9 protein-coding genes are annotated in these 14,823 nt (G+C 59.3%); 1 reads left to right on the forward strand and 8 read right to left on the reverse strand.

Annotated elements, in window-relative coordinates; all coding sequences use genetic code 11:
• Positions 1-4 precede the first annotated feature (4 nt).
• From KQI84_16965 to KQI84_16975, 3 genes are all read right to left on the reverse strand, one after another.
• Entirely contained in the window at positions 5-2,026 is a 2,022-nt protein-coding gene (locus tag KQI84_16965; GenBank protein ID MCB2156570.1) for a VIT and VWA domain-containing protein, read from the reverse strand.
• Positions 2,027-2,282: 256 nt separating this feature from the next.
• Entirely contained in the window at positions 2,283-7,265 is a 4,983-nt protein-coding gene (locus tag KQI84_16970; protein ID MCB2156571.1) for a DUF4132 domain-containing protein, read from the reverse strand.
• Between the two features lie 5 nt (positions 7,266-7,270).
• Positions 7,271-7,702 carry a hypothetical protein gene (locus KQI84_16975; GenBank protein MCB2156572.1) on the reverse strand — a complete coding sequence of 144 codons (432 nt, stop codon included), beginning with the start codon at positions 7,700-7,702 and terminating at the stop codon, positions 7,271-7,273.
• A 208-nt stretch (positions 7,703-7,910) separates the two neighbouring features.
• Between KQI84_16975 and KQI84_16980 the strand changes: the two genes are divergently transcribed.
• Entirely contained in the window at positions 7,911-8,390 is a 480-nt protein-coding gene (locus tag KQI84_16980) for an N-acetyltransferase (protein MCB2156573.1), read from the forward strand.
• Between the two features lie 2 nt (positions 8,391-8,392).
• Here KQI84_16980 and KQI84_16985 read toward each other — a convergent pair whose 3' ends face one another.
• From KQI84_16985 to KQI84_17005, 5 genes are all read right to left on the reverse strand, one after another.
• Complete coding sequence (locus tag KQI84_16985; GenBank protein MCB2156574.1) at positions 8,393-9,559, reverse strand: SpoIIE family protein phosphatase; 1,167 nt, start codon at positions 9,557-9,559, stop codon at positions 8,393-8,395.
• Between the two features lie 21 nt (positions 9,560-9,580).
• Entirely contained in the window at positions 9,581-9,892 is a 312-nt protein-coding gene (locus tag KQI84_16990) for an STAS domain-containing protein (GenBank protein ID MCB2156575.1), read from the reverse strand.
• A gap of 89 nt (positions 9,893-9,981) precedes the next feature.
• Complete coding sequence (gene uvrB / locus KQI84_16995; GenBank protein MCB2156576.1) at positions 9,982-12,045, reverse strand: excinuclease ABC subunit UvrB; 2,064 nt, start codon at positions 12,043-12,045, stop codon at positions 9,982-9,984.
• 69 nt (positions 12,046-12,114) lie between these two features.
• A complete protein-coding gene (locus tag KQI84_17000; GenBank protein MCB2156577.1) occupies positions 12,115-13,188 on the reverse strand; it encodes a hypothetical protein in 1,074 nt (357 codons plus the stop codon).
• Between the two features lie 70 nt (positions 13,189-13,258).
• Entirely contained in the window at positions 13,259-14,809 is a 1,551-nt protein-coding gene (locus tag KQI84_17005; protein MCB2156578.1) for an AI-2E family transporter, read from the reverse strand.
• Positions 14,810-14,823 lie beyond the last annotated feature (14 nt).

The following is a 14,823-nucleotide window of genomic DNA, read 5'->3' on the forward strand; positions in this document are numbered from 1 at the left end:
AGGATTACGCCACGGCACGACGTTCCCTCCGCATGAAGAGCACGGAAAGTCCTCCAAGCAGCAGCAACAATCCTGCTCCGAGCAGCGCCCAGTCGTTCGTCGCCGTCGCCGCCAGGCCCTGAGGCATCTCGACAGGAACGACGATCTCCATTGCTGTCGTGGGATCGACCTTCACGCGCTTCTCGACTGCGACGAAGGCGGTTTCCTCGGTCAGTACACGATGGGTCGTGGAGAGCTTGATGATTTGATTGCGCACCTCCGTCGGAAGATTGCGGGTCTGTGCCGCCTTCAGGTCTGACATCCGAAGATCCCAGATGCGCGAACGCGCCCACAGCTTGCGGATGAAGGAGAAGTCTTCGCCCGCGGATTGCTCTGTGGCCGTGATTTCTCGGCGGTAGGCTCCGTTGGCAGTCTGGCCGACCAACGTCACAACCGCATCCCGGGCGTCGCCATCGAGTCGCCCATGCAGCATGATCGGGGTTTCTGTGAAGATGTCGGGAATGGTCGCCGGCGTCACATCTCGCACGGGCAGATCTCCCCAATCGACGTCGATGTCCGTCAGCACGGGCGAGTGAATCCGCATCAGGAAACGGTCCGCAGCCTTCTGCGTGTCGCCATCAAGCGGTACGTAGGCCACGTCGCCGCGACCGATCCGCGCCATCTGGTCGAGCAGAAAGCGGTTCACGCCGTCGCCGATTCCAAAGCTGAACACCCGCGACGTATCGACGTGCTCGCGAATCGCGGAAAGGAGTTCGTACTCATACCCGATGTAGCCATCGGTCATGAAGCACACGATACGCAGTCGATTAGGGTCGTGCTTTCCGCCAAGTGCAGCCTGCACGGCCGGCATCATCTCCGTTCCGCCATGGCTTTGCAGGCTATCGAGGAACTTGCGCGCGGCGCGCATGTTGTCCGCAGTGCTGGGGACCGGTGCCTCGAACGCGGCCTGTGTTTCCGAGGCAAACGCCAAGAGGTTGAACGTGTCGTCCGGTCCGAGCGTCGCGATGCACTTCCTCATCGCAGCCTTTGCAACATTCAGCGGCCGACCCAGCATGGAGCCACTCGAATCGATGACGAAAATCACTTCGCGCGGAAGGACAGCCTCTGGCGCAACGCGCGTAGGAGGTTGCACCAGAAGGCTGAAGTAAGTCCCCGTCTCGTCCGTGTAGGTGAAGAAGCCCTCCTGGATGCTTGGCCCGCCGGTCCGATAGCGCAGAATGAAATCGCGGTTCGGGATTTCATCTCGCCGGGCCAGGGAAACTCGAACGCTGTTGCGATCGCTGTACACCACATCGATGGCGTGCAGATCGCTCTCGATGTTCGTCACGGGTGCAGCACTCAGAATATCGACCGAAAGGGAAATCGTGTGGCCTGCACGCACCGACGGCGGCAACGTCGGGGGAACGATTTCACCGGCATCGATCACACGCGACGTATCGACAACGCCGTTTTCGTTCGGCACGTAACGTGGCCCGGCAACCATTGGGAACGTCCATTCGTACGTGCCTTCAACGAGCTTGACGGATTCGAGGAAGCTGATCTCAATCACGATCTCTTCGCCAGGGGCGATGTTCGCGATGCGTTGTGTGAAGCAGTTCGGGCGCTCCTGATTCAACAGACTCGCTGTGCGGCCTTCACTCTTTGCGACCTGGTAGATTCGCTGCGATTCCTGGCGTTCGTGGATCTCGCCGACGATGCGACGGTCGCCGACGATCATCGTCATGTCATCGACGGCGCATTCCGCCGGCAGGGGGAAGATGTACTTGGCTTCGACGGGACGATCGAACGTGTTGGCGAACGTCTGGCGCACGGTTGTGCGAACGACCTGGCCGAGGATCGTCGCGTGAACTTCGGTCTTCTTCAGCGGACATGACCCCAGATGCACGGTGTTGTTCTCCATATCGAAGACCAACATTTCACCGCCGATTTCTGGAGCCGGAGACCCCTCCTGGGCCGGGACGGTAGACAGGGCGAAACAGAAGGAGCAGAACATGAGGAAAAGGGACAGACGGACAGAACGGAACATTCGGAGAGGCCTCCAGCATGGGATTCGCAGGCACGAGAACCCGTAGGCCACCAGGCAAAAGGGAAGCGTCTCTCGCACAGCGTTCGCGCGAGTTATTCACAGCTTTTTGCGGCGTTTCTGAAGAAGCGAAGATGCCCTACGTTGTTTCTGCCAGCTTGTTCCTCCTTCCGCCTCCAATGCGAACACCGTCAAGACCAAAAGGAAGCGCTAAGCCCCGAAAACGGAGCCGTTTGTGCCCTCTTTCAGCTTGAGGAGTTCAACTGGTCAAACCGCTGATCTGTTGGCGAATGCTCGGGTCCTTGATCTGCTTGTCCCGCGCAAGGAGGAGCACCTTCGCGACCAATTCGGCGCACTTCGGATCGTCATCCACAAACGGAAGGAACAGCCGCCCCCGGTGCGCGGCATGTACCGGGATGATGCAGAGATGCCCGCCCGGCATGACGGCCGCCTCGGCGCTTCCGAGGTGTACGTTGTATTCCGCCAACTCGCCCCGGATGATGACGTGACGCTCGACGATTCGCACGTTATCAAGTTTCAGGACAGCGGCCGTTTCTCGCACGATCGCCGCACGAACCTCGATGCTGGACTCGCTGCTCTCCGGATCGACGCCACTCCGATGAGCGACGCTGACCACAAGGTCGAGATCCCGCATCGTTTCGCTGAACACGCGCGGGGGCACTTCGGTCAATGGCTTGGGCCACCAGGAGTCGCGCGGATAGAAACGCAGTCCCTCCAGAGTCAGGCCTTCGACATCGGCCGGCGTGTAGAAGTATTCCTCGAACTGCAGAAGCGCATTGAGCCTTTCCTTGAACCAGGTTCGGCGGCTTCCTTCCTCCTGCGCCAGCACCCAGCCACGGCTGCCGAGCAGCGCGATCGCCTGGCGAGGATGCACCTGGTGGCCCGCATAGCGCGTCGAGACCGTGCAATCCTCTTCCTGTTCTTGCTTCGTCGGCACGTACAGCTCGCGGAAGACTTGCTTGAAGGGCTGGGTGATTTCGCGAACGAAGCAATCACGCTGCCAGGCAGACCACTCGCCCGAAGCCAGGAAGTCGCACGGGTGCGCGATGCGAAGCAGATCCGTTGCGCCGATCTTCTCCTCATCGCCTGCCGCATCGCACAAAGTCTTCCCCCCTGCTGTCAGCCACCCCATCCGGCCATCCTCGTTCAAGAACACAACAGACGTCAGCATCGGAGCAAGCAGCGGGTGATCGGAGAGCAATTGAAGCTCACTGCCGACGAATTCGTCGGCGCGGATCATTGCGTCTTCCAACGAGCGGCGCACGCGAGAGACTTGTTTCTTCAGATCGCCCTTGCGCTGGCACAGATCGACGATTTCCGGGTCCTTTTTGATGCTTGCTGGAATCGACTTCTGCGGCTTACCATTCTTCTCGACGAGCAACTCCGCCTCGCCGAGTTCATCGATGCGCAAGGTCACCGAGGCGTTCCCGCGTGCGATCGTCTTGCTACCCTCGCGCAGATCGCTCATCGCCTCGATTTCCATGCTCCAGCGAAGTCGCAGTGGATCTGCATAGCCGGCGGTTCTCGCCAGGTTGTCCAGGGCGATCTCGGCCGCTCGTCCTTCGCTGGCGCGTCGCTGCGCACCGAACTTGCGGCCCGTGCGAATGAACTCCTGAATGAACTCGTAGCGCCTTAGTACATCGGCCTGTGCGGCCTTCTTGCTTCGCGGCAACGGAACCAGTCCGATCGCACGGAGGCGATCTTGGTTTCGCTTGCTAACAACGTGTGCGATCAAGTCATCGACCTTCAACTCGCCCCGAAGGGCATCGCCAAAGATTCTCGCGCGCGAGTGCCCGATATTTGAGCACGTGTACTTCGCGGCCTTGTGCAACTTGTCCCAGCGCTTCTTGCCGAGCGCCTTGTAACACGCGGCAAACCACGATACATCGACCGCCCCATCTTGCAGATCCGCATTGGAAAGCGGCGTGCGACCGGCGACTTCCTGGCCCACGCGTTCCCTCAAGCCATGCGGCAATTCGTAGCGACCGTCCTTCGTGTGGGCGTAGAACCACCAGACGGCATCCTCCATGGCCTTCCAATTCAGAGCTAATCCAACGTGCCTCGCCCATTGCGGCGCAAACATGGCGAGCTCAATCAGGCGTGATTCGGGAATCTTGGCCGCGTTCAGTTTCGCAACAATCTTCTTTGGAGCCTCTGCTTCTTCCTTTGTGGGATGAATCGCGCGAACAAGACGGCTGAATGATTTTGCCTGGATCTTGCCATCGCCCCAATAATCACCTGAACGCTCGAAGTTCGTCTTCCCGAGCACTCCCAGAACGCCGATCAGCCTTTCCACGCCCTCAATATACGAGAGACTATAGACGAGTCTCGAAACGGGCGTCTCCTTCTCGCCACGACCGAGTTCAATCTCCAGCACTCGATCCAGGACCTTCTCAACGACCGGGCGAATCTGTGCTTCGTGCTCTCTGGCGTAGTCCGGGTACTTCCGCACGGTGAATGCGCTCAGATTGTGCCCTTCATCGCCTCCGCCCCGACGGACTCTTGACTGTTTGCAAAAGATCAGTTGGCTGATCAGGTTTTCTTCGGGTGCGTTCCCGCGACAGAATTCATACAACATGATCGGAAGGGGGGGGAAGTACACTTCGCGCTTTGCCTGTCGAAGAACTGAGTCGAACCACAGAAGTGCATTCCAGATTCTCAGTTGTACTGGACGATCCAGTTGCTGGTACGGCTCATCGTAGGGTCCGATCATTCGGTAGATATAGTGATTTCCAGGCAAATACGATCCCCAGGATCTGCGGCCTCCCCAGGATGTGCTGGCATCCAGCTCGGCAACATCAAAGTGGGCTTTCTCGCAGCGCGCGACGACTTGAAGCCCAGCATCGATGATGAACTGAGCAGCTTTCTTGGGGCGACTGATTCGCAGAAGCCACTCCAGTACGCAGGGAATCACCCCATTATCGTACCTGAGGGACAGATTATGCATTGGCCCCAGGAGTTCTCTCGCGAGTGCCTTTCTTGCCATTATCGCATCATTTGCATCTTCGGGAAGATCTCGCGAAGTCTCGATGCCAAGGGCAAGACTTGCGCGCAAGAGCTCTAGCCCATCGCTATCACGCAATTCCTCTCCGCGCTCCAGGAACCAGGTTTCCCATACATCCCGCATTTGGAAGTCATCTATCTGCTCCTCAATCGGCACATCGTGATCAGGATATGGAAAGAAGCACTGTCGATCTCCGAGGAGCTTCTCTCCAGCATATCGGCATTTGATGGGCGTGTCCCGGTGCTCGTGGACGAGCGCATCGAGAGACTTCACGCACGCAACCGCCGCTGGGGTCACGAAATCGAAGGGATTCTTCTCCGGGCGGGTCGGCTTGGCGAGATTGCGGGGATCGATCAGGCCGAAGCAGGTTTCGATCGCTTCCTCTGAATCCAAAGGCACTTCCTCGGAGATAATCGCTTCGAGTTGTTTGTCTTCCGCCTCCGTTCTTTTTGTGCGTCGCTGCTTGTACTCCTCGGCGATCCGTTTGCATTCGGGGATTGAGCGATGCTCATCGGAAAGGCGTCGCAGGATTTCCAGCCCAGCCATTCGTTGATGCGCGTTCTTGCCTTCTGTCAGGCGCTTTGCCGAACGCAGCACTTGTTCGTCGGATTGTTGGAGAAGAAGATTGAAGATAAGTTTGCGGCGGTTGGCCGACTTGCGTCGAAGTGGCACCTCAAGCTGAAGCCACTCTTCCTCGGTCAGAGGCGAATCCAAGTTGCTCAGGATCTGATAAACATCTTCTACCCAGTAGTCGGAACCGCCCACAGCGAAACGCAGAAGGACGTTCCGATAGCCTTTGGGTTTCTGTTCTTGCTCTGACCACTTCTTGATGAGGTCCACGGCAGCAAAGGGAGACATCGCTTCGAGATACTTGCAGGCCGTGTCGAGATCGGTCTCATGGACATTGACAAGACCATAGGCGATATTCTCTCGCTCAATTCGCAGCTTCAAGAATGGAAACAGAATCGGCTCGCAATCCATTGCCTTCGGCCACCGATCGAATTGCGCCCGGACGCGAGCGGTGCGTTCCTGTTGTAGTTCTTCAACTCTGCAGGATGTGATCGCAATGTACGCGACGCGCAGATCCGGATCGTCAAATGACTTCAGAAGCCGACGCGCCGATTCGATCATCCCGCAGTTTGCAAGGATCACGACAGCCGCAAATCGGTGAGCGACATTCTCATGTTCGATCAATGCCTCCGCCGCATCGATCGCGAGTCCCATATCGTCAAAAGCCAGCGCCGACAGCGCGAAGTAGACCTCCTGCGCGTTTTCCGACTTCAATGATTCCTGCAGAGCATCCGGATCGTCCAGACATCGCAGCAACGTCTCCATCGCTTCGAGAAGCGGCCGCGTGGCAGATGAATCCCACGAGAGGCCCAGCCACACGTTCACGGCGCGCGCCACGGAACTGAAGCGCACCATGTTCTTCTCGATCAAGAGGCGCAACATCCGACGAAATGCCTGCGGATGACTGAGATCGACTTGCTCGAGAATCGTCTGTCGCAGTCCTTCCTGGCGCTGCGCCGCGAGCAGCATCTTCTCGACGACGTCCCATGCCTCGGGACAATTGCAGGACATGAGAGCCGCATACGCCTGATGGGAAGGCTCGGCAATCGGGTGCTCGCCTCGAACGCTCTGTGCTAGAATCTCGAGCACCTGGCGGCCCGTATCATCTCCTTCATCGATGGCCGATGCCAATGGCATCCAAGCATAGCCATAGTAGCCCAGAAGCCCGGTGACGCCGCTGATGTGCTCGGCGAACCATACGATGTCTTGAGACCGATATGGCAGCAGGTCGGGGAGCATTTGTTGGAGCTTTAGGATCGAACGGGCCAGGCGTTCCGTTTTCGTCAGGTACTTCAACCCGTGCGCGCCCAATCTGTAGGGGCGAGGCTGAATCTCGCTGGACTGATCGAGTGGATCCACCATGTCATCAAGTGATGCCAGAATGTACGCGCCGATGTGAGGGAAGAGATCATGAATGATCTCATCGAACTGCTTTCTGGGCAGGCGATACAGTTCCACGATCGCATCGGTCAGCATCTGCCGGCGCTGATTGTAGTTCTGCGCATCGAAGTACATAGACTCGAACAGCCCGTGGACGATTTGGCGATGCGGTCCCTTTGACGCGGCGAGGATCTGCTCGGTCTCTCGATCGCAGTTGAATTCCGCGACCTCCTTGACCTCTTGCTGCATCCGACTCTCCGATTCCATCCCCATCACCCTCCTGCCAGAAATGTTAGCCGAATCAGTGTGATCGTGCTGTCTTCGGAAATGTGAACTTGCTGGTCCAGGTTCGTCTTCTCCTCGTCATCGATCAGCACGAGGTACATGCCATCCTCGAAGGCCTGGAGCGCCACCCCGATGGCCTCTTCCTCGCTGACTTCCGGCGGCGGCAGATCGCGACCACCGGACGTGACCTTGCCCTTGGCCAACGATTCTCGGATTTCATCCTCGGAGAGCACGGTGACGTAGCGCTGGTCCTTCTGGCGCTCGTGAAAAGCCTCGACCTCCTGGGCGACGAGACCCGCCAGCAGGCACCGCAACGTCAGGGGCTCGTCATCCCGGTCCCTGAAGTGGGGGAGCCGCAGATTCCAGTTCGGCACCAGGCTGGCTTTGCGGCCTGGGATTCTGGTGATGACAGTCGGCACTTGATTGCTCCGGAAGTGTTGCGAAAGTGATATGCAAAACTCAATGCACAAGTGGATCATTGCGTGCATCGAGGCTCAACCGAAAACGGAACGACACGTTTCGGCCTTGACGGGCGCTCACATTCGGGCGGAGAGGTAAGTCACCGGCTTGCAACGATGCAGGCCGGTATCCATCTTCTTCCCTCGGGAGGTCTAAGCCGTACCACGAATGATCGAATCGAGCACCATTGAGGTCACAAAGGCGCGGGTAGCGCACGCGCCAGAAATCCATCGCCTGATTTCGTATTGGGCGGAGCGCACGCCTGTACTGCCGAAGTCGCTGGGCCAAGTCTACGAGACGCTGCGAGAGTTCGTCGTGGCGATCGAGGACGGCCGCGTGGTGGGTTGCGCCGCCATGCACATCGACTGGGCAGACCTGGCGGAGATTCGATCGGTCGCGGTGGCTGCCGACCGCCAGAGCGCCGGCATTGGCCGACGCCTTATAGACGCCCTGATCGCCGAAGCGGGCGAGCTTGGTGTCGAGAAAGTCTTCTGTCTGACGGACAAGCCGGAGTACTTCGCACGCCTTGGTTTCGGCGCCGTCGACAAGGCCGACCTGCCGCACAAGGTCTGGCGCGATTGCGTGCATTGCCCGATCTTCACGCAATGCACCGAAGTCGCGATGGGTCGTGCTGTGGGGACGGAGTAGGCTTACTCGACCGGCGGCCGTTCCAGAATCAATACCAGCACATCATCCTGCCACTCGGTCTCGCCCTTGTGGGTCTCGACGCTGCTGACCAAGAACTCGCCTGCGTCTTCCAACTCCAGACTGGTCGTCACGGCGATCAGGCCAGGGAACTGCGCCAGGCCGAATGGCTCGCCCTGCTCATCGCGTTGTTGCCAGATGCCGTTCGTGAACAGGAACAGCCGCGCACCGGTCTCGAGCATCGTCTGCGATTGTTCGTACTCTCCACTCTCGAAAACGCCGAGCGGAGGTCCGCCCGCGACAACGATCTCCTCGGGCGCCTCTGCGCCGGGGCGAGTGCTCCACGGATTCGCATGACCCGCAGTCGCGTGTGTCAGGCGGCCGGTCGACGGTTCCAGTACACCGACGTAGCACGTGATCAGGTCGTCGGTGCCGAGGGCTTCGAGCAGGACATTGTTTGCAGCGACAAGGGCCGCGGCGGGACCCTCTCCGGATCGCAGACTCGAAGAAACAGCCGTGCGCAGCATCGCGGCGTGGACCGTTGCGTCGGCGCCATGACCGCTGACGTCGGCCAGGATTACGGCCAATCGCTCGCCGTCGAGCGGTAAGACCTCCGCATAGTCACCGCCGCTCTTTCCGCAGGGGACCTGGCGCATGCAGAAGTGAATTCCTTCCAACTGCGGCATTTCGCCGGAACCGATCCGTGCCTGCGCGGCGACCATCCGCTCGCGTTCGCGTGTTAGTTCCGCGGCCGTCTCGGCCAATCGGTCGTGCGTGTTCTTGGCGCTCAAGTACGCCCGGATGCGGTTGGCAAAAAGCCGCGGGTGAATCGGTCGCGAGACCACATCGTTCGCGCCGGCATCCAGGAACGGGTCGGCAACGTCGCCCTGGCCCGCGGGATAGACGATCAGGATCGGCAGGAATCGCGTCGGGCGCAGGCTGAATCGCAACTCGCGCAGAACCGTCTGGCAATCGATGGACTTGGCCGCCGGATCCAGCAGGATCAGATCGACGCGCTCGCGATCGACACGATGGAGTACGTCCTCGCTGGAGAATGCTGGAATGGGCACCCATCCGTTGTCCTCGATCAACGAGCGGATCAGCGGACCTTCCGTTTCGGCCAGATCCAGGTAGAGGATGCGATGCTCGTCGTGATGGGTCGTCGTGGTCACTGCCGGCCCCAGTGAGAGAAGTCAGACGTCGTCGGTAAGTCCAAAAATGGGCAGAAGGCGCATCATCGAGAGCACCTGGTGGACACGTGGCGAGGGCTGCGCGATTTCGATTCCGATGCCTTTGCTGCGCAGGTGCGCGCGCAGGCCAACCAACACGCCAACACCGCTTGTATCAATGAACGGCGTCTCCGCCATGTGGAGCACGACCTTGTTGGGTTCCTTCGCCGCGGATTCCAGCACCATATCCCGCAGATCCGAGCAGGTGTCGGCCACCAGCTCTCCCATGATCCGCACCTGGAGAGTATCCTTATTGCCTTCAACGACCAGTTCCACGGCTGACTCCCGCGCAAAGATGGATTGCATGATCGAGCTACCCATAGACGGGCCGCCAAGGGGGATGCGAGTCGAATCTTCGCTCGATTCTACTCCTTCAGTCGTTTCTCCCAGGCCAGCATTTGATCCCGCAGGGCCGCCGCCAGCTCGAAATCCAGTTCCTGTGCCGCGGCTTTCATCTTCTTCCGGATTTCCTCGATGCGTCGACGGATGTCCGCCTTGGTCAAATACTCGCTCTCGGCCTCAGCAGCGATCATGGCGGATTCGCCCGGTTCCTCCGTGATGTAGGACGTTTCAATGATCCGGGCGAGCCGCTTGCGAATCGTCTGTGGCGTGATGCCGTTCGCCTCATTGTGAGCCTGTTGAATCTCGCGTCGACGATTCGTCTCGTCGATGCACTCCCGGATCGAGTCTGTTTCCCTGTCCGCGTACATGATCACGGTGCCGTCGACGTTTCGTGCCGCGCGGCCGACGGTTTGGATCAGTGAACGCGCCGACCGCAGGAATCCTTCTTTGTCGGCGTCGAGAATCGCGACGAGCGAAACCTCCGGCAGGTCGAGGCCCTCGCGCAGCAGATTGATGCCGACAAGCACTTCGATCTCTCCTGAGCGCAATTGTCCGATGATTTCCACGCGCTCCAGCACCTTAACATCGCTGTGCATGTAGCGGACCTTCAGACCCTGCTCACCGAGGTACTCGGTCAGTTCCTCGGCGAAGCGTTTGGTCAGCGTCGTGACCAGGACGCGCTCGTTCTTCTTTGCGCGAGTGCGCGCTTCGTCCAGTAGGTCCTGCACCTGGTGCTCCACGGGGCGAATAATGATCTGCGGATCGAGCAATCCCGTCGGACGGATGATCTGCTCGACGATGATTCCGCCTGCGCGCTCCAACTCGTAGTCTGCGGGCGTGGCACTGATGAAAATCAACTGGCCGACGCGCCGCTCGAATTCCTCGAATCGGAGCGGGCGATTGTCCAGCGCCGACGGAAGGCGGAAGCCGTGATTAACCAGGACTTCCTTGCGGCTGCGATCGCCGGCGTACATCGCGCGCAATTGCGGTACCGCGATGTGGCTCTCGTCGATGAACATCAGGAAGTCTTCAGGGAAGTAATCGAGCAGCGTGTAAGGCGGCTCGCCGACCGTGCGTCCCGACAGGTGCCGCGAGTAATTCTCGATCCCCGGGCACGAGCCCATCTCCCGCATCATCTCGATGTCGTATTCCGTGCGCTGCTTCAGCCGTTGATATTCCAGGAGGCGGTTCTCGTCTTCCAGGAAGCGCAATCGCTCGACCAACTCCTCCTGGATCTTGACGATCGCACCCTGCAGCGTCTCCTCGCTCGTCGCATACACCGTGGTGGGGTAGATCGCCGCGCGCTTCAGGCGTTGCAGGCGCTCGCCGGTCAGCGGATCGATCTCGAAGATCGCTTCGATCTCATCCCCGAAGAACTCGATGCGAAGCGCACTCCGCTCTTCGTACGCCGGGAAGATGTCGACGATGTCGCCGCGCACGCGGAACGACCCGCGATAGAAATCCATCTCGTCGCGCCGGTATTGCAGGCTGACGATTTCGCGCAGCAACTCGTCCCGCTCGTAGACATCGCCCTCGCGGATGAACAGGCACATCGAGTGGAATTCCGCCGGCGAACCGATGCCGTAAATGCACGAGACGCTCGCGACCACGATGACATCTCGCCGCTCGAGCAGCGACTTCGTGGCACTCAGCCGCAGCTTATCCAACTCATCGTTAATCGACGAGTCCTTCTCGATGTAAGTATCCGTGCTTGGGATGTAGGCTTCGGGCTGATAGTAGTCGTAGTAGGAAACGAAGTACTCGACGGCGTTCTTCGGGAAGAGGTCTTTGAACTCGCGATAGAGCTGTGCGGCCAGCGTCTTGTTGGGCGCCAGCACCAGCGTCGGGCGATTGACGATAGAGATCACCTGGGCGGCCGTGAAGGTCTTGCCGGTGCCCGTCGCTCCCAGAAGAACTTGCGCCGGCAGGCCGTTGGCCAGCCCGCCGACGAGTTTCTTTATTGCCTCCGGCTGATCGCCGGCAGGGGAGAATTCGCTCTCAAGCTCGAACGGATTGTCTTCACGCGGCGCGTCTGCCGCGGCTGGTCGACGCCCCGTCCAGGGCTGCGCCGCAGGAGCCGTGTTCATCGTGTTCGGCCTTTGAGGGGGCCGCTTATGGGACTTGCTCACGATTGGCTCCTGATGCGGCGAGACGCCTTACGGGGCCATAGGCCCGGCGTTCCCGCTCTTGATTCCCTGGATGACTTTGTCGATCGCTGCCGGAGGAACAATGATGGACAGGTAAGCGCGGTTTCCATTCGTCTGGAACTGAGCCATTTGCAGTGTCTGTGCGAGGGCCTGAACGTCCGGATCGCCCTGAGCCTGCGAGTACATCATCGTACCCGCGATGCTGATGGCCTGCTGAAGCTGCGTGACCACGCGATTTCTGGACTGCTCATCCACACAATCGACGGCGAAGTTTAGGCGAAGACCCTGGTTCTCGGCAACGGAAAAGAGCACCGAGGTCACGCCCTGGGTCATGTTTGTGATTTCCGACTTCGCCTGGGCCTTCATCTGCTCATTCATGACCTGGCCCTGTGCCGCCGCAGCGTCCATTGCAACCGACATGATCCGGTTGACCAGATCAGGCGACATCTCCAGGTTGAAGAACACATAGGAACGGCCGGCGGCTCCGCCGCTGCCGGCAATTGACTTGCTGCTCTGCGCCAGCGCGGTCGGGGCGTTCGGCTGCTCCACCAGATCGATCATCTTCTTCATATCTGTTGGGCCGTAAGTCGTGAAGATCGTCCAGGCATTCGGCATCGTCAGGCAGACGAGGCGATTCGGGTCGATGAAGATCGTCGAGTTCTTGTATGTTTCGCCCTTGATCCAGCCAGCGGCCGTGAGCTGCTTCGCGATGGCGGCGCCATCGAATCGTCCGTAGGCGATCTGGTAGGTCGGGTTCTGAGCGGCGGTGACTTCGCGTGTCCCGGACTCGAGAATCAGCACCTGGCCCGGGAAGCCCTCGATCAATTGATCGATGTTTCCGGCCGTGTTCTTGTAGGCATCCAGGAGAAGATGAGCCTGATAGTTGGCCTGCCGCTCGGCGGCCGATTGCAGCACTTGCGCGAGTTGGGGGTTCTCTCCAACCTTCTGCAGGTCAATCCGGCCGATTCCCTCGACATCTCCCGGGATATAGGCAAACGGTGCAGGCAATTGAGCCGCCGCCACCGAGGCCAGCAAGATCATCGCGCACAGTGCGCTCCAGAGTATTCTTGCATATCGAATCATGAGGAACTCCTCGATCTGAGTATTCGTTTTGGTCTTCCGTCAGGTTCTACGCATTTCCTGCTCGGAACATTCACTCCGACTGGATCTTGCCCTTGCTGACGGGCTGCTTGTCCTTCTTCTTCGACTTGGGTTCTTCGTCGTCATAGTGCACTTTGCCGGTCGTGAATTGCCAGTGCTTCATGCGCTTATTCCAGAAGAACTCCTCGAACACCACGCGGAGCATCGCCGCCGCCGGAACGGCGATGATCATACCCATAATGCCGAACTGGGCGCCGACAGCCAGGGCGATGATCACGATGACCGGATGCAACTGGGCATTGGGACCGACGATTTTGGGCTGGAAGACGAAACCCTCAATCACCTGGATCATTGCGAACAATCCGATCACCAGGCCGGCGAAGAGCAGTTTTGCCTGGAAGGTGCCGTGGGCGTCGCTGAACAGCATGTAGAGAATTGCCGGCGTGGCTCCCATCACTGGACCAAAGTAGGGGATCAGGTTACCGATCGCGGCGATACAGGCGATCAACAGTGCGTACTTGCCCAGGCCGAGGACCGTCAGCCCGATAAACGCGATCAATCCGACCAACATGGCCGTGATCATCTGGCCTCGGATGAAGCCGCCGACCGCGACGTCCAGCTTTTTCGCGACGTCGAAGAATTTCGGTTCGTACTTATCCGGCATCAGAATTTCGATGATGCCGCGGAACTTCCCAAAGTCGATCAGCAGGTAGAAGCTGACCAGAATGGCGAAAATGAGGAAGGTTACCGAGCCGACGACCCCCGATATGAAGCCGGCAATGCCGGAGACCACACGCGTCAGTAGTCCCGCGCCCTCGGTCGCCGCTGAAGTCGCCGCTGTTCGCACGCCCTCGCTACCAAAGGCCTTCTGTACCAATGAATCGACAGAGATATCGCGTGCCGCCATCCAGGCCTCGAGGCGTGCCGGCAGATCGTGGGAATTCTCGTACGTGGCAGCACGCCCAGCCGCCCAGGCCGCGGCCGACTCCTGAATATCGTCGTAGGGATTCGGGCTGTCCGAGGACGCAGTTGAGGCCTCCTCGTCCCAGACCCCGACAGCACTGACGAAATCCTTTGGTGCAATCTGCCTGGGCTGTTCCTCCAGCCACGCATCGAAGCGCTGGCTGACCTCTGCCGGGGCGTTCGCTGTCCACTGCGCAAACACGTTACGGAGTTCTTCGTGCCCCAGCGTATCCGGCTCGGCGGCCAGGACCTTCTCCTCAACGAACGGCAATGCCGTATCGACGACGAAGTGCTTCGTTCCCTGGTAGGCGGCCTTTACCTGGACAGTCAGGATCGGAATCACGATCGCGATAAAGACGCCGACGACCAGCAGGATCATCAGGTACAAGAACGCCACACCCGCCACGCGGCTCAGCTTCAGGCGCTTCTGGAAGAAGTTCACGACCGGGTTGAACACGTATGCGACGACCAAGGCTACGATGAACGGCGACATGATCTTGAAGAATGTCGATATCACCGGCCACAAGAGCTTCAAGGCCGCTGCAAACCCAGCAATAATAAGCATATATCCGATCGTCACCGCAATACGGCGCATTTCGGGGTCCAGCTTCAGGAACGGCTGCTCGGGATTCTGATTCATGATCGCTTCCGGAC

It is taken from the genome of bacterium, assembly GCA_020444065.1.
Classification (GTDB): Bacteria; Sumerlaeota; Sumerlaeia; order SLMS01; family JAHLLQ01; genus JAHLLQ01.